The organism is Senegalimassilia sp. (assembly GCF_977052095.1).
The window spans coordinates 43,817-66,866 of sequence record NZ_CDRSTZ010000010.1; the positions used below are offsets into that span (position 1 = coordinate 43,817).

20 protein-coding genes and 1 rRNA gene are annotated in these 23,050 nt (G+C 61.2%); 4 read left to right on the forward strand and 17 right to left on the reverse strand.

The features are described from left to right. Positions 1-139: 139 nt before the first annotated feature. The 5 genes from rlmB to ACWI6D_RS03500 form a co-directional block, all read right to left on the reverse strand. Complete coding sequence (gene rlmB, locus ACWI6D_RS03480) at positions 140-886, reverse strand: 23S rRNA (guanosine(2251)-2'-O)-methyltransferase RlmB (RefSeq protein ID WP_129424642.1); 747 nt, start codon at positions 884-886, stop codon at positions 140-142. A gap of 120 nt (positions 887-1,006) precedes the next feature. Further along, a complete protein-coding gene (locus tag ACWI6D_RS03485) occupies positions 1,007-1,873 on the reverse strand; it encodes a trimeric intracellular cation channel family protein (RefSeq protein ID WP_417750937.1) in 867 nt (288 codons plus the stop codon). A 417-nt stretch (positions 1,874-2,290) separates the two neighbouring features. Next, positions 2,291-2,935: a CpsB/CapC family capsule biosynthesis tyrosine phosphatase gene (locus ACWI6D_RS03490; RefSeq protein WP_449133678.1), complete on the reverse strand. Its 645-nt coding sequence runs from the start codon at positions 2,933-2,935 to the stop codon at positions 2,291-2,293. A 14-nt stretch (positions 2,936-2,949) separates the two neighbouring features. Further along, a complete protein-coding gene (locus ACWI6D_RS03495) occupies positions 2,950-3,765 on the reverse strand; it encodes a CpsD/CapB family tyrosine-protein kinase (RefSeq protein ID WP_449133679.1) in 816 nt (271 codons plus the stop codon). 3 nt (positions 3,766-3,768) lie between these two features. After that, positions 3,769-4,434, reverse strand: coding sequence for a YveK family protein (locus ACWI6D_RS03500; RefSeq protein WP_449133680.1), 666 nt, complete (start codon positions 4,432-4,434; stop codon positions 3,769-3,771). Between the two features lie 383 nt (positions 4,435-4,817). Here ACWI6D_RS03500 and ACWI6D_RS03505 point away from each other — a divergent pair, with 383 nt between their 5' ends. Continuing rightward, positions 4,818-6,461 (forward strand): DEAD/DEAH box helicase, encoded by a 1,644-nt coding sequence (locus tag ACWI6D_RS03505; protein ID WP_129424632.1) that lies wholly within the window; start codon positions 4,818-4,820, stop codon positions 6,459-6,461. Positions 6,462-6,985: 524 nt separating this feature from the next. Beyond that, positions 6,986-8,800: a DUF4012 domain-containing protein gene (locus tag ACWI6D_RS03510; RefSeq protein WP_449133681.1), complete on the forward strand. Its 1,815-nt coding sequence runs from the start codon at positions 6,986-6,988 to the stop codon at positions 8,798-8,800. Between the two features lie 170 nt (positions 8,801-8,970). Here ACWI6D_RS03510 and ACWI6D_RS03515 read toward each other — a convergent pair whose 3' ends face one another. The 9 genes from ACWI6D_RS03515 to nhaA form a co-directional block, all read right to left on the reverse strand. Beyond that, the gene (locus ACWI6D_RS03515; RefSeq protein WP_449133682.1) at positions 8,971-9,696 is read right to left on the reverse strand and encodes a histidine phosphatase family protein; all 726 of its coding nucleotides are present in this window, start codon (positions 9,694-9,696) and stop codon (positions 8,971-8,973) included. A 1-nt stretch (position 9,697) separates the two neighbouring features. Then, positions 9,698-10,462, reverse strand: a complete 765-nt coding sequence (locus ACWI6D_RS03520; RefSeq protein ID WP_337369424.1) for an amino acid ABC transporter ATP-binding protein — start codon at positions 10,460-10,462, stop codon at positions 9,698-9,700. Beyond that, positions 10,455-11,108, reverse strand: coding sequence for an amino acid ABC transporter permease (locus tag ACWI6D_RS03525; RefSeq protein ID WP_129424624.1), 654 nt, complete (start codon positions 11,106-11,108; stop codon positions 10,455-10,457). Before ACWI6D_RS03525 ends, ACWI6D_RS03520 begins: the two co-directional genes overlap by 8 nt. 183 nt (positions 11,109-11,291) lie before the next feature. Continuing rightward, positions 11,292-12,137 carry a transporter substrate-binding domain-containing protein gene (locus ACWI6D_RS03530; protein ID WP_302938054.1) on the reverse strand — a complete coding sequence of 282 codons (846 nt, stop codon included), beginning with the start codon at positions 12,135-12,137 and terminating at the stop codon, positions 11,292-11,294. A gap of 392 nt (positions 12,138-12,529) precedes the next feature. Then, positions 12,530-13,903, reverse strand: a complete 1,374-nt coding sequence (locus tag ACWI6D_RS03535) for a DHA2 family efflux MFS transporter permease subunit (RefSeq protein WP_449133683.1) — start codon at positions 13,901-13,903, stop codon at positions 12,530-12,532. 84 nt (positions 13,904-13,987) lie between these two features. Beyond that, positions 13,988-14,545, reverse strand: coding sequence for an aminoacyl-tRNA hydrolase (pth, locus tag ACWI6D_RS03540; RefSeq protein ID WP_129424618.1), 558 nt, complete (start codon positions 14,543-14,545; stop codon positions 13,988-13,990). Between the two features lie 11 nt (positions 14,546-14,556). After that, positions 14,557-15,534 (reverse strand): ribose-phosphate diphosphokinase, encoded by a 978-nt coding sequence (locus tag ACWI6D_RS03545; RefSeq protein WP_302717193.1) that lies wholly within the window; start codon positions 15,532-15,534, stop codon positions 14,557-14,559. A gap of 171 nt (positions 15,535-15,705) precedes the next feature. After that, positions 15,706-17,088 carry a bifunctional UDP-N-acetylglucosamine diphosphorylase/glucosamine-1-phosphate N-acetyltransferase GlmU gene (gene glmU, locus ACWI6D_RS03550; RefSeq protein ID WP_449133684.1) on the reverse strand — a complete coding sequence of 461 codons (1,383 nt, stop codon included), beginning with the start codon at positions 17,086-17,088 and terminating at the stop codon, positions 15,706-15,708. 292 nt (positions 17,089-17,380) lie between these two features. Beyond that, positions 17,381-18,877, reverse strand: coding sequence for a Na+/H+ antiporter NhaA (nhaA, locus tag ACWI6D_RS03555; RefSeq protein WP_449133685.1), 1,497 nt, complete (start codon positions 18,875-18,877; stop codon positions 17,381-17,383). A 273-nt stretch (positions 18,878-19,150) separates the two neighbouring features. On the opposite strand from nhaA, the gene hpf reads away from it, so the two are divergent. Together hpf and ACWI6D_RS03565 are read left to right on the forward strand one after the other, a co-directional pair. Beyond that, on the forward strand, positions 19,151-19,708 hold the full coding sequence (hpf, locus tag ACWI6D_RS03560) for a ribosome hibernation-promoting factor, HPF/YfiA family (protein WP_129424614.1): 558 nt from the start codon (positions 19,151-19,153) through the stop codon (positions 19,706-19,708). 355 nt (positions 19,709-20,063) lie between these two features. Beyond that, the gene (locus ACWI6D_RS03565; RefSeq protein ID WP_288285437.1) at positions 20,064-20,282 is read left to right on the forward strand and encodes an acyl carrier protein; all 219 of its coding nucleotides are present in this window, start codon (positions 20,064-20,066) and stop codon (positions 20,280-20,282) included. A 231-nt stretch (positions 20,283-20,513) separates the two neighbouring features. Here the strand turns inward: ACWI6D_RS03565 and ACWI6D_RS03570 are convergent, their stop codons facing one another. The 3 genes from ACWI6D_RS03570 to rrf all read right to left on the reverse strand — a co-directional run. Then, positions 20,514-21,938, reverse strand: a complete 1,425-nt coding sequence (locus tag ACWI6D_RS03570; RefSeq protein WP_449133686.1) for a bifunctional folylpolyglutamate synthase/dihydrofolate synthase — start codon at positions 21,936-21,938, stop codon at positions 20,514-20,516. Positions 21,939-22,044: 106 nt separating this feature from the next. Further along, positions 22,045-22,662 (reverse strand): uracil-DNA glycosylase, encoded by a 618-nt coding sequence (locus ACWI6D_RS03575; protein WP_417751538.1) that lies wholly within the window; start codon positions 22,660-22,662, stop codon positions 22,045-22,047. Between the two features lie 279 nt (positions 22,663-22,941). Continuing rightward, positions 22,942-23,050 (reverse strand): 5S ribosomal RNA (gene rrf, locus ACWI6D_RS03580); the annotation flags it as partial.

Below are 23,050 nucleotides of genomic sequence, written 5' to 3' on the forward strand. Positions count from 1 at the left end.
GCCAAGGCCGCATGGGCCCCGCCAAGACTCCGTCAACCGAATCGCACAAAGGCAACCGCGAAGGCGCACCCAGCCGTATGCGGGCGTTCGCTCATCGCGCCCGCCGAGCTCTCAGCCCGCTTGGCACTTTCGCCAAATCCTACCTGTTCTGACGCAGCCACTCGTACATGACGGCCGTTGCCGCCTGGGCGACGTTCAGGCTGGCCACCTCGCCCTCAAGCGGCAGCTTCGCGAAGAAGTCGCAGCGCTCGAGCACCAGGCGGGACACGCCGTCGTGCTCGTTGCCCAGCACGATGGCGATTTTGCCCTTCAGGTTGGCGTCCCACACCACGTCGTCGGTGTGTTCGGTTGCGGCGCACACCCAGAAGCCCTCTTCCTGCAGGCGCTGGATGGCCTGCACGATGTTGGAAACCTGCGCCACGGGCACGTGCGTGATGGCGCCCGCCGAGCTTTTGTACGTGGACGCCTCAACGCGCGCGCTGCGCTTGTTGGGGATGACCAGGCCCGATGCGCCCACCGCTTCGCAGCTGCGGCTAATGGCGCCCAAGTTGCCCGCGTCGGTTAGATGGTCGCACAACACCACCAGCGCGCGGCCGTCGTGCTCTTCGGCGTACTTGTTCGCGTCGTCGATGACCTTGCCGATGCCCGCGTAGTTGAACGGGGCGGCCTCGGCCATGACGCCCTGATGGCTGCCGCGCGCCGACTTCTCGTCAAGCTCCGCACGCGGAACCTGGATGACCTTCACGCCATTGCGCTTCGCCTTGCGCATGATGTCCTCGATCATGGGGTCGCGCTTCATGTAGTCGCCCATAAGGATGCGACGCATGGGCACGCCGGTGCGGAACGCCTCGATAACGGGGCGCTTGCCCTCGATGTAATCAGCCATGAAAAGGCCCTTTCGTTTTTCGTCAGTAGTAGATGCATTGTAGCAGGCCAAGCGGCTGCGCGCCGCGGCTGCGACCAAACGCAACAAGACCCCCACGGGTGCCAAGCGCCGGGCAAGCCGCTACCGTAAATTCTGAGGCCAGCTTTCGTCTTCCGCGTGCTGTCCAGACGCCTCGCCGCCTTCATCGTACGCGTCATCTCCCCCACCGCCAGCGGGCTTCATCCCGCCAGCCTGCGCTGCACGGTCGCGACGGCGGCGTTCGTCGTCGCCACCGTGCAAGAACACGCCCGCAACCACACCGCCCGCGCGGCACAGCCCGCGCGCAACGCGCGGCGTCAAATCGGCCTCGGCCGTGGTGCGCCAATCGAAGTACACGCTCCAGTAGCGCAAAAACACCACGGCGAACACGCAGGCCACGCCCGCCAGCGCAAGCGGGCAGCCGAAGCGCGCCAGCACCACGTACGCCGTAGCGCCGCCCAAACCGGCCACGGCATAATAGTTGCTGCGCTTGAATACGCTGGGAATCTCCCCTACGCAAATGTCGCGGATGGCTCCGCCGCCCACCGCGGTGATGGCGCCCATGATGATGCTGAGCACCATGCCCTGCTGAAACGCCACGGCCTTCGACGCGCCCGCCAGCGCGAACAGGCCCACCGACAGCGCATCGGCAAAAAACACCGTAGCCTCTAAGTGGCGAAACACGCCGCGGAAGTAGAACACGAACGCGCACAGCAAGATGCAGATGACGATGAGGTCGGGGTGCGACGTGAAGTACACGCCCGTGCCCTGCATCAGCGTGTCGCGCAGCACGCCGCCGCCGTAGCCCGTGATGAGCCCGCACACCACCGTGCCGATGATGTCGAGCTTGCGGTCGCACGCGAACAGCGCGCCGGTCAACACGCCGGCGATAACGCTGAAGTAGTCGATGCTCCACGGCACCGTCAGCACGGGCGTATCAGCGAACAGGTTTTGCAGCAACGTTTCCATCTTGCACCTCGTTTCAGCGCACGCGAACAAGGCCGGCGCACGCCAGCGCGTTCGCCCACGCCGCGCCCACCCGCCAAGCGCGCTCCCGCGCCGCCGCGCCCCGAGCCTTTCGCCCGACGCCAGCCGCTGCGCGCAGGGCGCTTCGCCACCATATGTCACGCCAAGCACGCGCCCTCATTTCGCCTGCTTAGCGCGAAAAGCGGGCGCGCCCAGTCAGGCACGCCCGCTTCGCTTGTTAGCGCCTATATAACCATATTCACCGCAAGAACGCCAGAGGTAGCTGCACGACCCGCGGCGGCCAACTTTCAGCCCACATAAGGGGAACTCGTTTTCCATGCGTGCAAGGCCGCCCGACCTCACGCGACCATATGCAAAAGCCCGCCTTTCGAAAGGCGGGCTTTTCATGATAAAGCGTTTCTACATCGGTCGAAGCTTCGGCCCGAATTTCTGCACGGCCTCCGCGTATGCCTCATAATGCTCGACGCAGTGGGCATCGCTGGCAATGTAGGTGTACAGGCCGGCCTCGAACAACTTCAGCGCCGGCTTGCGCTCCTTGCCCAAGCGCCCGCCTTTAATGAAGTCCGACGACGCCTGCAGCAAGCAGCCGCAATCCACCAAGCGCCGTGCAATGGAGATATCCTCCTGAATGGCGTTGTAGCGCTCGGGATGGGCGATGATTACGTCGAGCCCCATACCCTGCAGCTCGTAGATTTCACGTTCGTAGTCCTCGAAGTCGCGCTTGGTGGCATGCGTGGAAAGCTCAAGCAGCAGCACGCTGGAATCCTGGAAGCACAGCTGCGGCGCCCAATCCATACCCAGCTCGCGCAGTTTGCGAATGTTCACCTCGAACCCCATGCGCAAAGGAATAGGCGAACGACGCCTCAACTGGTCGAATGCGTCCCACATGCCTTCGAAATCGAAGTACGGGTCGCGGCAATGCGGCGTGCAGACAATCTCCGTGATGCCTACTTTATTGGCAGCATGCAGCATGCGAATGCTTTCGCCAAGGCAGCTTGACCCATCGTCAACTCCAGGAAGAATATGGCAATGCAAATCCAGCACGTCGCCCTACCTTTTTACCTGCGTACTCCGTTGTTGCTCATGCGGCCGTAGTTCGCGGGGTTCGCAGCGCCACCGTGGCTGCCGTGCTTCCCGCTCTTGCGAGCCTGCTCGGGAGCGAACTGGCGTGCATCAACCTGCGGCACGGATTCCGCTCCCTTTTCGCGCTTGCCCTGCTGGTTGTAGTACGCATAGTAATAGTCGGATTTCTCGACGTTGCAGCAGTTCATGGCAACGCCCACAACATGGCCGCCCGCCTTCTGCAGCTGGTCATACGCCTGCAAAACGGTCTGACGCTTCGTGAAGTTCTCGCGCACCACCAAAACCGAAGCATCCGCGATGGTGGAAACCACGGCAGCGTCAACGAACATGCCCACCGGCGGCGTATCGAAAATCACGTAATCGAACATCTGCTCAAGCTTGTCGACCAGCAAAGCGAAACGCTTCGAAGCCAGGATGTCGGCCGGATTCGGAATATGCGGCTCGGCATCAAGCAGGAACATGTTGTCAACACCCGCCGGCACAATGGCCTGCTGCAGCGGCATGGTTTCGGACAGCACGGCGTATAGGCCGCCTGAAGAGCGAACGCCCAGCATATTGGCCAGCGTGCGGTTACGCATGTCGGACTCGACCAGGCACACACGCATGCCCGACGTGGCAATGGCACGACCCACGTTGCACGCAACGGTGGATTTGCCCTCGTTGGGGATGGAGCTGGTGAACACCAGCGAACGAATGGGGTTATCGACGCTCATAAAGCGGATGTTCGCCATCAGGGTTTTAGCGGCGTTCTGCATCTCCAAATCGTCGCCGCGCTTGGGTTTGCGAGCCATGGCTTATTTACCTCCCTTGACAGCAGGCATGCGGCCGATGACGGGCAGGCCCAGCAGTTCCTCGATTTCGTCGGCGTTGCGCACCTTCGTATTCAGCATGTCGGACACCACCACAATGGCAATGGCGATGAACAGGCCGGCAAAAATTGCCACGGCTACATACATAGGACGGTTCGGTCCGGAAGGCGCCGTAGGAGCAGTCGCCTCGTCAATAACGTTGACGGACTGCACGTCCATGACTTCCTGCGCCACCTTCGACACGTTGCTTGCCATCTCGTTGGAGATGGTAGCTGCGGTATTAGGATCAGCACCCGTAACCTCAAGCGTGATGACGCGCGACGTGGTTTCGCTGGTGACCTTCGTGGAATAGCCCTTCAGCGAATCGAGGTGCAGGTCTTTGGCGGTATCGCTTGCGATGCGGTCGCTCTTAAGCAGGGTGGACACATCGTTTGCCAGCATCTGGCTTGCGTTGAGGTTGGAATAGTTAACCCCGCTGTCGTTGTTGTTCGCAGTCTGCTTCGCCAGCACGTACATGCTCGTGGACGCCGTATACGTGTTCGGCAGCATGGCGTACGAAACCGCGGCGGCCACAAGGGCGCACACGACAGGCAAGATGATCATAAGCTTCAGATGCTTGCGCATCAGCTGAAGCAGTTCGAGCAAAGTCATGCGAGGAACCTCTCATAGTGTTGGACATTAGCCGTACTATTATAGTATGCCGCATTTGCTCGGGGCCAAAATTGCCGCGAAGCCCCAAATGCCGTGGAGATTCATGCACATTCGCGCGGTTTTGCGGGATATCCGCTTCACTTTTATGAAATCGTCTGCATAATAAACAGGTTGCTTCTCACGAAATTCTTTCTTGTTTCTTTTCGCGCGCTCACATAAACGCACCGCAGAAGACATACGGAAAGCGGCTCGCGTCAAGCGCAAGCACGCCGCCTGGGGCGGGTGCGATTCATTGGTACAGGTTGCAAAGCGCTTGGCTGCCGTCGTCCGTTCGGGCGTCGCTAATGGTGTGCGCTCTCAACCGCGAAGAGAAACGGATTCACATGACCGCATTTGCAGAACTCGGCCTGTCCGAGGCGGCGCTTGCCGCCGTCGAGCGCATGGGCTACGACGCTCCCACGCCTGTTCAGGAGCAGTCCATCCCCTACATTCTGGAAGGCCGCGACGTTATCGCCGCCGCTTCCACCGGCACGGGCAAGACGGCGGCTTTCCTGCTGCCCACGCTGTCCACGCTGCCCCGCGTCAAGGGCCGCGGCCGCGCGCCGCGCGTGTGCGTCGTCAGCCCCACGCGCGAGCTTGCGCAGCAGATTTCCCGCACGTGCATGCAGATTTCCCGCAAAACGGGCCACTTCGTGACCACCGTGTACGGCGGCACGCCCTACGGCCCGCAGATTCGCGAGCTGCGCGGCGGCACCGACGTGCTCATTGCCACGCCTGGCCGCTTGAACGACCTGATGGACCGCGGCGTCGTTGACCTGTCCGAGGTGTCCGTGCTGGTGCTTGACGAGGCAGACCGCATGCTTGACATGGGCTTTTTGCCCGACGTCACCAAAATCGTCGAGCACACGCCCGAAGACCGCCAAACGCTGCTGTTCTCCGCAACCATCGACAGCTCCATCCAGAAGAACCTGGGCGATTTGCTGAAGGACCCGGCCATCGTGGAAATCGCTCGCAACGGCGAAACGGCCGCAACCGTCACGCAATACATCATGCCCATCGCCAACCGCAAGAAGCAGGAGCTGCTTGAGGCCGTGCTCAACGAGAAAGGCCACGAGCGCGTCATCGTGTTCGCCCGCACGAAGAACCGCACCGAGGAATGCGCCGAGGCGCTTGAGGCCGACGGTTTCCACGCCGAGTCCATCCACTCCGACAAGACCCAGGGCCGCCGCCGTCGCGCCCTGGAGAACTTCCGCCGCGGCAAGACCGACATCCTCGTTGCCACCGACGTGCTGGCCCGCGGCATCGACGTGCCCGACGTGAACTACGTCATCAACTTCGACCTGCCCGACATGGCCGAGGACTACGTGCACCGCATCGGCCGCACGGGCCGCGCCGGCGAAGAGGGCTTCGCCATCTCGTTCGTCACGCGCGAAACGGTGAAGACGCTGCGCGAAATCGAGAAGCTCATCGGCAAGGACATCCCGTTCACCACCATCGAAAGCTACGAGACCGACCCGTCCATCCTGGAGAAGCCCAAGCGCGGCGAGCGCAAGGGCGGCACGCGTCGCGGCGGCGGCAAGCCGGCCGGCGCACGCCGTCAGGGCGAGAAGCGCGCGGAGCGTGCCGAGCGCGAAGGCCGCCGTCCGAACACCGACGAGCGCCGCGATGCCCGCAAGCCCCGCTATGAGCGCGACGACCGCGACTTCCGCGGCGGGCGCCCGGGTCGCGACGACCGTCCGGGCCGCGGCTCGCGCAACGATCGCGGCGGACGCTACGACCGCGACAACCGCGGCGGCAACGGGCGCGGCAAGGGCGGCAACCGCGACTTCCGCGGCGGCCGCGACAACAACCGCGAGTGGCTTTCCGACGAGGAATACCGCGCGCGCCGCAACGCGAAGAACGCCCAGTCGCGCCTGCACAAGAAGGAGCGCAAGGCGCAGGCCGGCTCCTACAAGCAGAACAAGCCCGCTAACAAGAAAAAGCGCGGCGGCGAAGGCGGCTACGACTACAGCCGCTTCACGAAGTAGCGCATCGAAGGCACGCTGACTTACCAGCCCGGAAGGCACCGCCTTCCGGGCTTTTTCATGTCCCAAGCCTCCGTTTCGCCGTGCTCAAAACGCTACAGCACCGGCGGACGTTACATGCATTCCTTCGTTTATCCGCGCAGTTCAATCAACCTTATGGCTTCATTTTCAAGCCCCTGGAACCTTGCGTCCAGCGTGCTAGACTTCTACTCCGTACGCACAAACGAGTCAGGAGTGCAATGCAGAACCAAGGAAAACACTCGCGGCCTAACCAGCCCGGCTTCGGCCAACAACCCGGCCAGTCACGCGCGGGGGCGCCGCGACCACAGCAAAACCAACCGTATGGGCAGCCGCATCAGCAGCGGCCCTACCAACCGCAGCAACCGACGCAGCAATTCGGTCAGCAGCCCTACGGCTGCAATTTCGGCGCGCCGCAAAGCAACTACAACGCCAATGCCTACGGAAACAGGGACTACAACTTCCAACCCCTGCCGCCGAGCAACCATAACCACGACGGTATGATCCGCGTGAAGAAAAAGCGCAAGAAGAAGCGTACCGGGCTCATCGTTGCCATCGTCGTCATCGTGTGCCTTATCGTGGGCGTTGGCGGCTATGGTGCGGCTCTTGCGCTGTCGGCGAAGGACATGAAGGCGCAGGCTTCCGGCATCCTTTCAACCGTCAACGAAGTCCAAACCGCCATCACCGGTCAGGACTTCGCCGGCGCCGCCCAAAGCGCAACCAAGTTGCAAGCGTCTGCGAAAACGCTCGACGAGGCCCTTTCATCGCCCCTATGGAACGTTGCCGGCATGATTCCGGTCATCGGCGAAGACGTAAAAAGTGCCCAGACCATCGCAGACGTGCTCACCGACGCCTCCGACAACGCCATCGTGCCACTGACACAAAGCCTGGTGCAAACGCCTCCCTCGGAATGCATCGGCCAAGACGGCTCGCTGAACATCGCAGCTATCTCCACGCTGCTCGGCTCCATCCAAAGCTGCGCACCGACCATGCAGCGCTGCGCCGACGAGCTCAATGCGCTGCCCTCCATGCATATCGAGCAGCTTGAGAAGATGCTCAGCCCCGCAAAAGACAAGCTCGCAAACATCAACTCCACGTTCCAGCAGGCGAACACGTTCGCGCCTATCATCGGCGCGCTGCTTGGTGCCGACGGCAACCGCACGTACCTGCTTGCCGCGCAGAACAGCGCCGAGATTCGCGCATCGGGCGGCTTCCCCGGCTCCATGGGCACGCTGTCCATCGACAACGGCCAGATCGAGCTGGGAGACTTCACGAAAGTCTACGACATGATGGTCGAAGACACGCCAGCGCAGTGCAATATCACCGACGAGGAAAACACCCTGTTCTACCCGTGGTACACGCAGTATTCATGGGACAACGGCTTCAACCCCGACTATCCGCGCGTTGCCAGCATTTGGGCCACCGCCTATCAAGAGAAATCCGGCCAGGCCGTTGACGGCGTCATCTCTATCACGCCCACCATGGTGCAGGACCTGCTTGCCGCAACAGGCGAAAGCTTCACGCTGTCCGACGGCACCTACATTGACGGCACGAATGCCACTGAGGTGCTGCAACACGACCTGTACTGGAAATACCTTTCCAGCGGCGCGAATATGGCCGATGGCAACGACATCGTCGACGCGCTGTTCTCCGAAGCAGCTGGATACGCATTTGACGCCGCGCTTGACAACATGAACGCGACATCGCTCATGAAGCTTGTCAACGTCATGATGGGCGGACTCGACGACCGCCGCGTCATGATCTGGCTTGCAAACCCCACCGAGCAGCAGAACATCGAGGATATGGGCTACTCGGGATCCATGACGGCCGCCACGCAGAAGCAGCCGACGCTCGGCGTGTTCATCAACTACTGGCTGGGCAGCAAGCTTGGCTGGTGGCTTGGCATGGACACGCAGATCAGCGGCCCGGTTGCCGGCTCTGACGGCTCGCGCACGTACCACGTCACCACCACGCTCACGAACTTCCTCACTGAACAGGAGGCGCTTGCCGGCGGCGACTACATCATGTCCGAAGACTCGAACCGCGGCAATATGAACCCATTCTTGTACTTCTATGCGCCTGTTGGCGGCAGCATCTCCGACGTGGTCGCATCGAACGGCGCAACGCTGGGGAAGGCCACGTACCGGGGCATTGATGTCACGTACACATGCGATGTCGACGGCGGTATGGTAGCGAAACCGAACAACCCGCTGCCCGTCGGCACCACGGCAACGTTCACGTACACCGTAACGCTGCCCGCCGACGTGCAAGGCGACCTGCAGCTTGTTACCACGCCCACGCTCACGAAATACCACGAGAGCTAGGCACTCGCAAGCTAAAACACGAAGGCCCGCACCGGATATTCCGATGCGGGCCTTCTTTATGTTTGCGGAAGCGAACGGCGCCTGCAACAGTCTTGCAGTGCATGCGATGCCAAATGCGGTTTCTCGCCTCCGACTCCTTGACGCAGCCTTACGCCAAACGCGCGTCGGCGCTACATCTTGAAGCCGAACGGGATGGCGTTGGCTTCTTCGGGCTCTTCGCCCAGCCAGCGCGTGGAGGCCGTTTCGCCCAACGTGAACGTTTCGCCGTCGTAGGTTACCTGCGTGACGCTGGCGTTTTTGATTTTCAGCGGGTCGTTCACGCGCGAGGAATCCAGCAGGTGCATGACGCTGCGCACCACGAACGAGTGCGTCACTACCAGCACGTTGCCGCCGCCAGCAGCAAGCGCCTGCTGCCCCGCATCGTTGAAGAAGCTGGTCAGGCGCTCGCGCACCTGGTCGAAACGCTCGGCGCGGCCCGTAGTGTCCTGGTCGGCCAGCACGCCTGCCACCTGCGGCAGCCGGCGGTTCAACTCGTCGAACGGCAAATCCTCGCCAAAGCCGCGCGCCAGGGCCGCGTGCAATTCCTCGCCCGGGCCCGCTTCTAGGTTGCCGTAGCACCACTCGCGCAGCCGCGGATCGGGCACGTGGATGTGCGGCAGCTGCGCCGCAGGGTTCGCCTTCGAACGCGCCGCCAGCACAGTGTTAAGCGTCTGCACGGCGCGACCGGCATCGCTGCAATACGCCTGCGCGAACTCGACGTTCGCAAAACCCTCGCCTAGCTTGCGCGCCACGCGAATGCCCTCGTCGGTAAGCTGCGAGTCGCACCAGCCCTGCACGCGGCTGGCCACGTTGTACACGGTTTGCCCGTGCCGCGTGATGTAAAACGTTACGTCCATGCTAATCCCCGTAGTTGGCCAAGAATGCTTTCGTGCGGTCATGCTGCGGGTTGTTGATGACCTGCTCGGCAGGGCCTTCCTCAACGATATAGCCGCCGTCCATGAAGATGATGTGGTCGGCCACGTCGCGCGCGAACGACATCTCGTGCGTCACGATGACCATGGTCATGTGCTCGTCGGCCAAGTCGCGGATAACCTTCAGCACGCCCTTCGTCAGCTCGGGGTCAAGCGCGCTGGTAGGTTCGTCGAAGAACAGCACGTCGGGGTTGAGTGCCAGCGCACGGGCAATGGCAACGCGCTGCTGCTGGCCGCCGGAAAGCTCGCACGGCACCATATCTTCTTTCCCGGCAAGCCCCATCTTCGCCAGAAGCTCGCGCGCCTGGGCCATGACCTCGTCCTTCGGGCGCTTCTGCACCGAAAGCGGCGCGTCGGTAACGTTTTTCAGCACCGTATAGTGCGGGAACAGGTTGAAGTTCTGGAACACCAGGCCGAAGCGGGTTTTCGCCTGCGCAAGCACGGCCTTGCCGCCATACACGGCGCCCGACCCGGAATCGGTTGCCACCGAAAGGTCGCCATACGACAAGCTGCCGCCATCAAGCGTCTCAAGCAACGTCATGCAACGCAACAGCGTCGACTTGCCGCCGCCAGAAGGCCCGATGATGGCAACAACCTGCCCCTTCTCAACAGACAGCGAGATGTCCTTCAGCACCTCAGTCTGGCCGAAACTCTTACGACCATGCGAAAGCGAAACAAGAGGGTTAGTCATGATAATAGTCCATCTTCTTCTCGATGCGGTTAAGCACCATCACCACCACGAAGTTGAACACCCAGTAGATGAGCGCCGCGATGACGTACGGCATCATGCTTGTCTGAGCTGCGGCGATGGCCTTCGCCTGCGTGAACATCTCCATGATGCCCAGCACGAACGCCAACGACGTGTCCTTCACCAACGTGATAATCTCGTTGCCCATGGCGGGAAGGATGCGCTTGAACACCTGCGGCAGGATGATCTTCATGAACGTTTGCGTGCGCGAGTACCCCAGCACCTCGGCGGCCTCGTACTGCCCGCGCGGGATGGACTGGATGCCGCTGCGGTAAATCTCACCGAAGTACGCGGCATAGTTCAGAATGAAGCCGATGCAGCACGCGCCATACTTCCAATCCGGCCCCATGGAGATGCCGAAAATGTAGTACGGGCCGAACATCCACATCATCAGCTGCAGCATCAACGGCGTGCCGCGCATGACCGAAATGTAGAACTGCACCAACAGCGACAGCGGCTTGAACTTGCTCATGCGGCCAAGCGCCACCAGCACGCCAAGCGGCAGCGCGCCTACGAGCGTAACCACGAAGATGATGGCCGTAAACTGCAAGCCCGAAAGCAGCAGCCCCATCATGGTTCCGAATTCCATGAATCTCCTTTCGCACGAAAGCCGCCGCCTTATCAGGCGACGGCCGTTGCGCATTCTTTGCGTCGAAGCAACTTTAGTTCACGGTGCCCCATACGCATGCAAACCGCTGCGCAGGTCGGAAGCACACCCCCGACCTGCGCAGCGTTGAATACCGTTTCTACCCCTGTGAACAGGGAAAACCGTTTACTTGCCCAGCACCCAGTTGTCGTAGCTGATGCCGTAGCTGGCGTACTTCTCGCACAGCTTCTTCACGGTACCGTCGGCGTCAAGCTGCTTCAGCGTTTCGGTGACCTGGTTGGCCAGCTCGGTGTTGCCCTTCTTGAAGCCCACGGCGTAGTGCTCGGTGGACAGCGGGGTTTCCAGCTGCACGTACTTGCCCGGGTTCGCGGAAATCTGGTACTGCGCGATGGACAGGTCGCACGCAACGGCGTCGATCATGCCGGAATCAAGCTGCATGAACGCGTTGTTGTAGTCGCCGATGGTCTGGGCCGCGCCACCCTTGAACGTAGCGGCAACCTCGGCCTGGTCGCCCTCAAGCACGTCAAGCGCCGCGGAGTCAACCTGCGTCATGACCGTCTTGCCGGACAGGCCCGCGAAATCGCTGATATCGCTGCCGGCCTTCACAACCACCACCTGCTCGTTGAGCATGTACGGATCGGAGAATGTATACCCATCCTCGCGGCCTTCCATGGTGAAGCCGTTCCAGATGCAGTTGATGTTGCCCTGCGACAGCAGCGCGTCTTTGGCATCCCAGTCGATAGGCGTAGCCTCGAAGCTCCAGCCGTTCTTGTCGCACACGGCCTTGGCCAGGTCAAGGTCGAAACCGGTGTACTTGCCGTCGTCGCCCACGAAGCCGTACGGCGGGTAGCTTTGATCGAAGCCCACGGTCAGCGTGGTCTTGTCGGTGGATGCGGCGTTGTTGTCAGCAGCCTTGTCATTGCTGCCCGAGCCAGCGCAGCCCGCAAGCAGCGCGCCGGACAGCGCCAGCGTGGCGGCGCATGCCACCAGGCCAAGAAGTTTCTTCTTCATGGTGCCTTCCCTTCTGCGCCCGCTCATCGCCGATTCGCCTGGCGCGTTCCCGTTTCTTCCACTTTACTACAGTAGAGTGCTGAAGTGCAGTATACCAGACGGACCGCACATGGCAACCATCGTGACGAAAACGACCGCGAACGGCGCAAGCGCTGCACGCTGCCGCAAGCGCTACACGCCTTGCGCGCCATGCGCGCGACAACCGCAAACGTTAGACATCAACAAATCGAGCACACCCCCATCAGACGTGCTGACCGCACACCAGATACCGCACGCGTCGTCGCCAATCACAACAGGCATACGAAAAGGCCGCGCCCTTCCCAAGCACGGCCTTCGTCAACGTCAATTTCAAGGCCAGCAGACTTGCACGTCCCGTTAACGCACGCCGCGCGCTAACGCACCTTCGTCACCGCCACCACGAACACACAGGCCGCAAGGACCGCGGAAATGCCGAACGCCGCCTGATAGGCCACCTGCGCACCAACGGCCCCTGTTGCTGCCGCGGCGGAAAGCGCCGTAATCGCAAGCACCATGACCGCCGTGCCAAGCGACGCGCACGCCTGGCGTACCGCCGCGAAAAACGCGCTGGCGTCCATCATGATTTGGCCCGGAAGACCGCTCATGCCCCACGAATTCAGCGGGCCGATGAGCGCGCTCACGCCCATGCCGCGCACCGTCTGCATGAGGGTCAGCAACCACAAAGGCGTGCATTCGTCCGCGAACGCCATGGAAACGGCGCCCACCGTCAGCAGCGTAGATGCCACCAGCACAACCGAACGCGCGCCGATTTTATCGGACAGGATTCCCGCAAGCGGATTGACCACCACGGCCAAAATGGTGGCGGGCACGAACACGAGCCCCGCCTCAACGGCACTCAGGCCCAAAAGCCCCTGCACATACAAAGGAACAATCAGCGTGATGCCCATAAACGACGCGAACAGGCAATTCTGCGCAATGAAGCTGATGCGGAAATGCGGGAACTGGAAAATCTGCATGGTGATAAGCGGGTGCTCGATGCGCTTCTGGCGCACCACGAACAGCACCAAGCACGCAACGCCCACAAGCGCGGGCGCCCACACCAGCGCAGAGGCGATGTCCATGCTTGCCGCATTCGAGAACGCCAGCAGCAGCCCGCCGAAGCCCAGCGTCGAGTACAGAAACGAAACCACCTCGAAACGCGCGTCCCGACACGGCGCATCCTCGCGCTTGACCAAGGCCGTTGTGGCAAGGATCAGCACAACCACCACCACATCGAACAGCACGAAGAAGCTTCGCCATCCATACGAATCCACCAGTGCGCCGCCGATAAGCGGGCCGATGTTCGGCGCAAAGCCCATGGCAATGCCCGCAATGCCCATGGCCGTACCGTTTTGCCCCGCAGGGAAGCGCGTCATGGCAATGGACTGCACCACGGGAAGCGTGACACCCGCGCCAACGGCCTGCAGCACACGCCCCGCCACCAACACGGGAAACGACGGCGCCAGCACATCGACGATGCCGCCGGCCAAGAGCAAGCACAGCGCCAGATACACGACGTTGCGCACAGACAGCTTTTGCGACAAGAACGTGACGGCGGGAACAGTGATGCCCAGCGCAAGCATGTAAATGGTGGTAAGCCACTGCCCCACGCTGGCATCGACGCCGAAATCCGCGCTCACGCCGCCCAACATGGAATTCATCACCGTTTGCGTAAGCGACCCCAACGCGCAGGCCAGCACAACAATGGTGAACAGCGCATACGTGCGCCCCTTCTCAGATAAGGACATATCCGCTCCGCTTTCTGTACCCCCGCACATAAAACGGAGACGCCCGAAGGCGTCCCCGATGCGATGCATCCTGCATCCATTGTACTAGTTAAAGCGCTGCTGCGTCTTGTCCAAACCGTCCGTTATGAGTGAAAGGGCGGCCTGGCTGGCCAGGTGCGTTGCCTGCGAGAAGTCGTCAGCCTGCTCTTTCTTCGGCCGGCCAAGCACCCAGTCCACCACCGGCATGCGTCCCGGCGGGCGGCCGATGCCGCAGCGCACGCGGAACCAATCGCGCGTGCCCAGCTTGTCGCAGATGCTGCGCAAGCCGTTGTGACCCGCGTGCCCGCCGCCGAACTTCACACGGATGGTGCCCGGGTCGATGTCGAGCTCGTCGTGGATGACGATCAAATGGTCGGGCTTCACGCCGTATGCGTTCATCAGCTGCTTCACCGGCCCGCCCGACGTGTTCATGTAGCTTTGCGGCTTCGCCAGCACCACGTCGTTGTCACGCCAGACGCCTTTAGCGGTAAGCGCGCCGCACTCGGTTTTCCAATAGCGCGCGCCCACTTCCTCGGCCACCAAGTCAAGCGAGTCAAAACCGGCATTATGCCGCGTGTGCTCATATTCCTCGCCCGGATTCCCCAGGCCAACGATCAAAAACATGCAGCCGCACCCTATTCGAACAGCGAAGCCACGGAACCGTTGTTGTACACGTTCTTGATGGTTTGCGCGAACAGCGGAGCCAGCGTGACCACCTTAATCTTGCCGGTCTGGCGCTCAAGCGGCACGGGCACGGCGTCGGTAACCACAACCTCTTCGATGCAGGAATTCTCCAGGCGCTCATAAGCCGGGCCGCTGAACAGGCCGTGCGTGGCGCAAGCGTAAATCTTCTTCGCGCCCTTGGCCTTCAGCGTGGTTGCCGCGGCGACCAGGCTGCCGGCCGTGTCGATCATGTCGTCGTTCAGGATGCAAATCTTGTCCTTCACGTCGCCGATCAGCGCGGTGATCTCGGCCTGGTTGTGCTTCGGGCGGTCCTTGTGCATGATGGCGATGTCGCAATCAAGCAGCGTGGAGAACTTCTTCGCAGCCTTCGCGCGGCCCACGTCGGGGGACACGACGCACAGCTCCTCGGGCTTGAAGCCCATCTGCTTGAAGTAGTCCACGAAGATGGGCATGGCCGTCATGTGGTTCACCGGCTTGTCGAAGAAGCCCTGGATGGCGTCCTGATGCAGGTCGATGGCAATGAGGTTGTCGGCACCGGCGGCGGTCAGCAGGTCGGCCACCAGCTTCGCGGTGATGGGCTCGCGCGGCGCGGCCTTGCGGTCCTGGCGCGCGTAGCCGTAATGCGTAATGACAGCGCTGACGCTGTGCGCGGAGGCACGCTTTGCGGCGTCGATCATGATGAGCAGCTCCATGAGGTTGTCGTTCACGTCGAAACCGTTCGGGCTTGAGCACACGGACTGCACGATGAACACATCGGCACCGCGGACGCTTTCCAGGTAGCGAGCGTAAATCTCGCCGTTCGCGAACTTCTCCAGCTTCACGTTGCCCAGAGAAATCCCCAGCTCCTGCGCAATCTTGTCCGCAAGTTCCAGGTTGGAAGAACCCGAAAACACTGCCATCCTCTTACGCTTTTCCATTTCCGCAGTCATGCGCGTGCTCCTTCGCATCGCTTCGCAATTGTCAGTTGTTGCCTATTCTACTTGCGCGCGTGGGAAAAGGCCAGATAGCAAGCCATCCTTCTACGAGGACTTCACGCCATACAAAAACGCCCCTCCCGAGCGTTCGGAAGGGGCGTTCAAAGCAAGGGGCGAAACTGCCGCCTATTCCTCGGCGGCCTGACGGGCGCGCTTCTTCGCCGCCCAGCCGGGAACCTCGCGCTGCTCGGGACGCGTGAGCGCCAGCGCGTCGGGCTGCACTTCCTTCGTGATGCACGAGCCGGCGCCGATAATGGAGCCGGCGCCGATGGTCACGGGGGCCACCATCATGGTGTCGCTGCCGATGAACGCGTTGTCGCCGATGGTGGTGGGCCACTTCTTCTTGCCATCGTAGTTGCACGTGATGGAGCCGGCGCCGATGTTGACGCCTTCGCCCATGGTGGTGTCACCGATGTAGCTAAGGTGCGGAACCTTGCTGCCGCGGCCGATGGTGGACTTCTTGATTTCCACGTGCGTGCCGGCCTTCGCGCCTTCGCACAGGTGCGTGCCGGGACGCAGGTAGGCGCGCGGGCCAGCGGTTGCGGCGTCGTCGATCTGCACCTCGATGGCAACGGTTTCCTCGATGGTGCAGCCGCGGCCGACGCACGTGTCGGTCAGGCGCGTGTTCGGGCCGATGACGCTGTCCTCGCCCACGCGCGTGGCGCCCATAAGCATGACCTGCGGCAACAGCTCCACGTCGCGCTCGATTTCCACATCGGGGCCGATCCATACCTGATCGGGGTCCACCATGGTAACGCCGGCGGCCATATGGCGCTCGTTGATGCGGCGCTGCATGACCTTCGTCACCTGCGCCAGCTGGGTGCGCGAGTTCACGCCCAAGCACTCGGTGGCGTCGTCGGTGGCAAGCGCCAGCACGGGGCGGCCAGCGTTCCGGCAGATCTCCAGCACGTCAGTCAGATAAAACTCGCCCTGTGCATTATCGTTGCTGACCTGGGCCAGCGCGTCAAACAGCGCGCGGGCATCGAAGCAATAGAACCCGGAATTGCACTCGTTGACGGCGGCCTGGTCGGGCGTGGCGTCCTTCTGTTCGACGATGCGCTCGACCTGGCCCGCCTCGTCGCGGATGATGCGGCCGTAGCCGGTGGGGTCGTCAAGCTTCATGGTCAGCACCACCACGGCGGCGTTGTTCTCGTCTCGCACCTGAGCCAAGCGCGCGATGGTTTCCGGCTTGATAAGCGGGCAGTCGCCCGTCAGAACGGAAAGCGAGCCATCGAAACCGGCGAACGCATCGGCGCAAGCCAGCACCGCGCCGGCCGTGCCGTTCTGCACTTCCTGCACCACTACCTGCGTATCGCCTTCCACCAGCGGAATAACCTGCTCGCGCGCATGGCCTACAACCGTAGCCAACTGCGAAACGCCCGCAGCGTGCGCGGCATCAACAACCCAGCGCACGAGCGGCTTACCCAAAACCTCGTGTGCGACCTTGGGCTTCTTCGACTTCATGCGGGTACCGGCACCCGCGGCCAAAACGATGGCGGCAGCTTCCATGGCGTTCCTTTCAGTAGGCTGGCAAGAAAGCGCGAACTTTCGCGCACCGCAGCGCCGCAGGCGAAACCCGCCGCGCCGCAAGCGATTGAACCGCAGAAAAGTATACCGCAACGCCCCTTGACGCCCCGCCGCCTGCACGCCAAGCGCACACAGCCACTACCCAAGCGTTACCAACGCCGCAATTCAGGAAGCGAACGCAGCGCACGCAGCGCCACACATCCCCAAAGACCCGCCAGCTCATCTAGCGCAGCCAAGCTTCCGGCAGCAAGTCTCAAACCACCCAACGCGCCGTTTATGCCAAGCCGCGCGGATCGCTCTCATAGCCTTCGCCCAGGTCGTGCAGCATCTCGCGGCTTTCGCGGGCATCTTCGCGATCGGCGGTCGGCAGCGCCGCGAAATCCTCTTCGGCACCATCGGCCGCGCGCACGAACGCCACGCCCTGCTTCTGCGCGCCGCGCGCCTGCACCAGCAAGAACGTGAAGCCCAGCACGCCGGCGGCCAGCGACGCCAGCAAAATGCCCAGCTTCGCCGTGGCAACAAGCACCGCATCGGCAAACGCCAGGTTCGCCACGAAAATGGCCATGGTGAAACCCACGCCGCCCAAAATGGACGCGCCCAGCATATGCAGCCAGTTCACGTTCTCGGGCAAATTCGCCAGCTTCAGCTTCACCGCCAAAAAGCTCATGGCCATGATGCCAAGCGGCTTGCCCACCAGCAGACCGAAGAAGATGCCGAAGAACACCGGCGAGCCGAACAGCGCGCCCACATCCATGCCCGCGAAGCTCACGTCGGCGTTCGTCAGCGCGAACAGCGGCAAAATGCCGAAATACACCCACGGGTACAGCTTGTGCTCAAGTCGCGTTGCGGGCGGGACAACCTGGCGCGCCACGTGCGACAGATGCTCGACCGTCTTTACGTACTGGCTTTGCGCCAGCACCGGCTCGTCCGGATCGTACGCGCGGCTGGCCTCGCGCACCTGCGTGTCGGACCACGTGGCGAAGCTGCGCAGGTTCACGCGCGACCCCGACGGAATAGCGAACGCCAGTAGCACGCCGGCGATGGTGGAATGCACGCCCGACATGTACACGCAGTACCACAACACCGCGCCCACCAGCAGATACGGCGCAAGCGAGTACACATGCCCGCGATTGAGCGCCACCAGCACGACCAGCACCGCCGCCGCCGCGGCAAGCCAACCAAGCGACGGGCTTTGCCCGTAAAAAATAGCGATGACCAAAATGGCGATGATGTCGTCAGCCACAGCAAGCGTGGACAGGAACACGCGCACGCCCGCCGGCACGCGGTTGCCCAGAAGCGCCAGAATGCCCAGCGCAAACGCGATGTCGGTAGCCGTCGGCACGCCCCAACCGCCCGCGGTGGCGGGGTCGCCCGCGTTGAACAGCAGATAGATGCCGATGGGCGCCAACACGCCGCCAACGGCCGCCATGATGGGCAGCAACGCCTGGCGGATGTTCGTCAGCTCGCCTACCGTCAGCTCGTACTTCACCTCCAGGCCCACCAGCAGGAAAAACACCGCCATGAACACGTCGTTGATCACGTGCGCCAGCGACATCTCGCCCACGGCGTCGCCGAAGAAAAACCCGATGTGCGTGTGCCAGAACTCCAGGAACGGCTCGTGCGCGGCCGTGTTCGCCACCACAAGCGCCGCCACCGCGGCAAGCAGCATGGCACCGGCGGCCTTCGTGGAAGAATGCGTCAGGTTGATAAGCTTCTGCCAGCGATGCTGGTGCCTCTGAACCTCTTTGATGTAAATGCGATTATCGTGCATGTCCTACCTTAATCCCTTGGTTCGGACAGTCTATCATGCGGGCGATGCGGCACGCCCGGGAACGTGGCGTGGGCGTTTTCAAAACGTTTACGAACGAACCCGAAAATACCGCCAAATTCGGCTGCAAAATCTCCGTAAAGTGCGCTATGCTGTTTGTACCGGTTCGACGAAAGGGGTCAACCTGCAACGCACTTCACAGTGGCCTTTTATGGCCTTGAGCAGGCACGATTCCCGTCGAACTTTTTTATCCGCCGCGAGGAAGAGGTGATTGACATGAGCATTACCGTCACCGGACGCAAGATGCCTGTAACCGACGCGCTGCGCATGTACGCCGAGGAAAAAATCGGCAATTCCATGAAGGTCATGGACATTAATCCGCTTGATGCCGAAGTCGTCCTGCACGTGGAGAAGAACCCCGCAAACGCAACCCCCGCTATCTGCGAGGTTACGCTGCGCACGAAGGGCCACATCGTTCGCGTCGAGGAATCCGAAGAGGACATGTACGCCGCCATCGACGTTGCCGCCGCTAAGGTTCTTCGCCAGCTTCGCAAGTTCAAGACGCGCGTGCTCGACCGCAAGGTTCGCGCCGATGCTGCCGCACCGGTAGGCGAATTCGATCCCGACAGCCTCATGGCAGAGTTCACCGCCGACGAAGAAGTGGTTCGCGTGAAGGAAATGCAGTTCCAGCCGCTTACCGAAGAGGAAGCGCTTGTGCAGATCGATCTGCTCGGTCACGACTTCTTCGCGTACATCGATCGTGACACGAACCTGGTCAACGTGCTGTATCGCCGCACCGGCGGAGGCTACGGCCTGCTGAAGCAAGTCGACTAGCGATTATTCACCGTTACCACGTGGCCGCGCACCTTTGCGCGGCCACTTTTGTTTTGCAAGTGCCCTGCTTCCGCCGCAGCGTTCACAGCGACCCGCAGCCCCAGCTAACAAACAAGCCGCGAAGAGCCTGCAGCGCAGAAGCCAAACACGCAGTGCGCTTCACCATTTCGCCAAACACGCTGCAGCATTACAGAGCTGATCGTCCTGCAATATCCAAACGCAGTCCTTCCCCTTCCCTGTTTTCACCTGTGCAGCACGTATGATTCGTGCGTGTCGGCTCATCTTGAACCGCAAAGCCCGCGCGCGGTTTGTGCTACCATACCTGCGTTGCTAGTTTGAGAAAGGATTCGCCACTATGGCTACCATCGACACCATCAAAGAAGTTCTTCAGGACAACCTGGATATCGAGCCCGAAACCGTCAACGAAGAGTCCACGTTTGAGTCCCTCGGCATCGACTCCCTCGACATGGTCGAGCTGATCTGCGACCTCGAGGAGAAGTGCGACGTCGACTTCGGCGAGCCCGAAGGCCTCGAAACGGTCGGCGACCTGGTCGAGTACATCGACAACCTGTAAGTCGCAAAACAAAGCACCAACAAAGAAGCCGTCCGGATAGATGTCTGAACGGCTTCTTTCTATTCAGCAAGCGTAAAGCTCTCTAGCGATTGACACGGCACTGATATCAGCCGTCCAAACCCGAAACGCGCACATCCGCTTGTCGCTGTATCAAGCCATCGCGCGTTTGGGCGTGAGCCTTCAACCGCCAACAACACAGCTGCGCAATCAAAACCGCAGCGCGACTCGGGGCTACTCAATCAGACCCGCAGCCCGAAACGCCTCTTTCGCCTGGTGAATGCTGTACAGGCTGCCAAAAGCGCAGATAATGCCATCGGCGCCAGCATATTCGCCAGCTCGCTTGGCGCCGTCATCGTAATCACACGCCGCATACACCGGCAGCTCCGCTCCGTCGGCCAGCTCAGCCACAACACGTTTCGCCTCGGCGGCATATTCCGGTGCCGGCAATGCGCGAGGGTTGTCAGGCGTCACCGCCACAAACGCACAGGCATACGGCAGTACGGTTGCAAGCATTGCCGCATGGTTCTTATCAGCCATAACGCCCGAAAACAAAACGACTTTCCTGCCAGGGAAAACATCCGCCAAAGAATCGGCAAGCGCCTGAGCTCCCTGGGGGTTGTGACCGCCATCAACCACAATCAACGGCTGCCCGCTCACACGCGGCAGCACCTCGAACCGGCCCGCCCACCTGGCAGCGGCAACGCCAGAACGCACAGCGTCATCGGAAATATTCCACCCACGTGAACGAAGCGCAAACACCGCCTCAAGGGCAAGCGCGGCATTTTTCGGCTGGTAGCTCCCCAGAAGCGACGTAGTATACGCAACACCTTTATACGTAAAGAAGCGAAGCACCGATGGTTGGCCAGCCGCAGCATCAGCTTCCTCAACATGAACTATTTCGCCAACGCTCAAGGAAGAGAACTCGGGGCAGGAAACAGTACCGCCGCAACCTCGCACAGCCTCATCAACCACCGCCATCGCTTCAGCATCTTGAGGCCAAGACACCACCGCGCAACCAGGCTTGATAATGCCCGCTTTCTCGCCCGCAATCTCGGCCGTGGTGTTACCCAGCAAGTTCGTATGATCAAGCCCAATACGCGCAATAACAGCAACCTCGGGCACATAAATCACGTTCGTAGAGTCCAAACGACCGCCAAGGCCAACCTCAAGCACCACGATGTCGCACTTGCTTTCCGCAAAATACTGCAGCGCAACAGCCGTCATCAGCTCGAACTCTGTGGGATGGTCATCGCATTCAGCAGCCATCGCCTCAGCATGCTTGCGAACCTCAAGCGTGACGCGCGTAAGCGCCTCGTAGCTGATATCGAGCCCATTCACGCGAATGCGCTCTTCAAATCGTTCGATAAAGGGACTGGTAAACAAGCCCGTGGTATAGCCAGCAGCTTGCAGTATGCTCGCAATATACGAACACGTGCTGCCCTTCCCATTCGTGCCCGCAACGTGCACGAACCGAAGCGAATCCTGCGGGCGCTCCAAACGCTCAAGAAGCTCTCGGATACGGTCGAGCCCCAGCCGAGAGGCCTGCCAATAGGGAGTGTTGATATACGCAATGGGATCGAAATCCCCCGCTTCAAATGAGTCAGAAATCACCAGTAACCCGCAATCTATTAAGTGAGCGTCGCACAACGCAATCATTACGCGTAAGCAGTTCTACAACAAGCGTTACGCAAGCATGCGAATAGTCAGAAAAAGCAGCAGAATGCTCACAGCAAAAGGGACATGACGCTAAGAGCGAACGCTGTTAGCTAGCAGAAACAGCACCATCACCTTGCTGAGCGGCCTTCATCTTTTCCGCATCAAGCATCTGCAGCACTTCCTTCAGCGTAACGAAATCATTCTCCAATGCCTCACGCTTAGCACCGTCATACAAAGCGGCAGCAGGATGAAATATCGGAAACACCAAAAACTTGCCCGCCTTATAGGCATGCCCATGCAAGCGCGAGATGCCCATCTGCGTCTTCAAGATAAACTGCGTTGAGAATTTCCCCAGCGTCACGATGACCTCGGGATCAATGGTTCGCGTTTGCTCACGCAAAAACGGCGCACACGCCTCAATCTCTTCGGGACGAGGGTCGCGATTCGAAGGCGGCCGACACTTCAACACGTTCGCGATGAACACGTCCTCGCGACGCAAGCCAGCAACTCCAAGCAGCTCATTCAAATAATGCCCGGCAGCCCCCACAAAAGGCTCACCCTGCAAGTCCTCATTTTTCCCAGGTGCTTCGCCAACGAACAACACCCGGGCATGGGGGTTTCCCGTGCCGAAAACCGTTTGCGTGCGCCCATCAGCAAGAGGGCACCGCCGACAACCCCTCACCTGCAAGTTCAATTCATCCAAAGGAATATGAGGCTTAGGCACAGCAACCCCCTGTTCAAACCATCAACGCTATAAAGCCTATCACAGAAAGCAATCAAATCTCAAAGAATCAAGGACTGGTAAGGGCAAAAGTCGACTCATAGCCATTCATTATCCCCCAGACCGCAGAAGAGACCCGCGCGCAAGAGAAGGCGCCCCCGAACACAGAACAGGCCGCGCGCATAGATGCCCCTAACGCAGAAGGGCCCGCGGGGGAGACGATCCCCCCGCGGGCCCTGCCGGCCTCCGCGGCCGCTCGCGCGCATAGAAAAGCGCCCTCCGCGAGCGCGACGCCCTGCCCTCCCGCAGCCTGGCGCTGCAGTACTCTCGGCGAAGGCGGGCTTAACTGCCGGGTTCGGGATGGGACCGGGTGATCCCCGCCTCTGTGGTC

What these genes read in the sequence shown, in the direction of transcription:
- rlmB (WP_129424642.1), bottom strand. Translation starts at nt 886, where the DNA reads ATGGCTGATTACATCGAGGGCAAGCGCCCCGTTATCGAGGCGTTCCGC.
- ACWI6D_RS03485 (WP_417750937.1), bottom strand. Translation starts at nt 1,873, where the DNA reads ATGGAAACGTTGCTGCAAAACCTGTTCGCTGATACGCCCGTGCTGACG.
- ACWI6D_RS03495 (WP_449133679.1), bottom strand. Translation starts at nt 3,765, where the DNA reads ATGGCTCGCAAACCCAAGCGCGGCGACGATTTGGAGATGCAGAACGCC.
- ACWI6D_RS03500 (WP_449133680.1), bottom strand. Translation starts at nt 4,434, where the DNA reads ATGACTTTGCTCGAACTGCTTCAGCTGATGCGCAAGCATCTGAAGCTT.
- ACWI6D_RS03505 (WP_129424632.1), top strand. Translation starts at nt 4,818, where the DNA reads ATGACCGCATTTGCAGAACTCGGCCTGTCCGAGGCGGCGCTTGCCGCC.
- ACWI6D_RS03515 (WP_449133682.1), bottom strand. Translation starts at nt 9,696, where the DNA reads ATGGACGTAACGTTTTACATCACGCGGCACGGGCAAACCGTGTACAAC.
- ACWI6D_RS03520 (WP_337369424.1), bottom strand. Translation starts at nt 10,462, where the DNA reads ATGACTAACCCTCTTGTTTCGCTTTCGCATGGTCGTAAGAGTTTCGGC.
- ACWI6D_RS03525 (WP_129424624.1), bottom strand. Translation starts at nt 11,108, where the DNA reads ATGGAATTCGGAACCATGATGGGGCTGCTGCTTTCGGGCTTGCAGTTT.
- ACWI6D_RS03530 (WP_302938054.1), bottom strand. Translation starts at nt 12,137, where the DNA reads ATGAAGAAGAAACTTCTTGGCCTGGTGGCATGCGCCGCCACGCTGGCG.
- ACWI6D_RS03535 (WP_449133683.1), bottom strand. Translation starts at nt 13,903, where the DNA reads ATGTCCTTATCTGAGAAGGGGCGCACGTATGCGCTGTTCACCATTGTT.
- pth (WP_129424618.1), bottom strand. Translation starts at nt 14,545, where the DNA reads ATGTTTTTGATCGTTGGCCTGGGGAATCCGGGCGAGGAATATGAGCAC.
- ACWI6D_RS03545 (WP_302717193.1), bottom strand. Translation starts at nt 15,534, where the DNA reads ATGACTGCGGAAATGGAAAAGCGTAAGAGGATGGCAGTGTTTTCGGGT.
- glmU (WP_449133684.1), bottom strand. Translation starts at nt 17,088, where the DNA reads ATGGAAGCTGCCGCCATCGTTTTGGCCGCGGGTGCCGGTACCCGCATG.
- nhaA (WP_449133685.1), bottom strand. Translation starts at nt 18,877, where the DNA reads ATGCACGATAATCGCATTTACATCAAAGAGGTTCAGAGGCACCAGCAT.
- hpf (WP_129424614.1), top strand. Translation starts at nt 19,151, where the DNA reads ATGAGCATTACCGTCACCGGACGCAAGATGCCTGTAACCGACGCGCTG.
- ACWI6D_RS03565 (WP_288285437.1), top strand. Translation starts at nt 20,064, where the DNA reads ATGGCTACCATCGACACCATCAAAGAAGTTCTTCAGGACAACCTGGAT.
- ACWI6D_RS03570 (WP_449133686.1), bottom strand. Translation starts at nt 21,938, where the DNA reads ATGATTGCGTTGTGCGACGCTCACTTAATAGATTGCGGGTTACTGGTG.